Here is a 346-nt window from a genome sequence, read left to right on the forward strand (position 1 = left end):
TCTACAGAAAGATTTGCAGCATACTCTGTGAGCAGTTCCTTCAACCTGGTATCTACACCATTGGTTAATACTTTTCGTCTATATTTAGGACACCATACTACATGGTATTTGCACGAATAGACGACATTGTTGTTTGATTTATATGTTGTATTCATGTTTGTATTATACTATATTTTTTTCATTTAATACAACACTATTTTGTCCATCTCAATTACTTGCGTAAATTCGATGGACGCGTCTTATATCCCCATAGCTAAAGCAAGCGGTTTTACGACGCATTGGATAATATACAGAACGTCAACCTTCTTTCACCACTCTTTCATTGTACGCCAGTACATGTTGTGAT

Annotated in this window: 1 pseudogene; it reads right to left on the reverse strand. The window is 35.5% G+C overall.

Annotation, left to right across the window (positions count from 1 at the left end):
- A pseudogene (locus tag DWY63_RS18335) lies at positions 1–155 on the reverse strand (transposase); the annotation flags it as partial.
- Between the last annotated feature and the right edge of the window lie 191 nt (positions 156–346).

It is taken from the genome of Blautia sp. AF26-2 (genome assembly GCF_003460955.1).
GTDB classification, from domain to species: Bacteria; Bacillota; Clostridia; order Lachnospirales; family Lachnospiraceae; genus Fusicatenibacter; species Fusicatenibacter saccharivorans.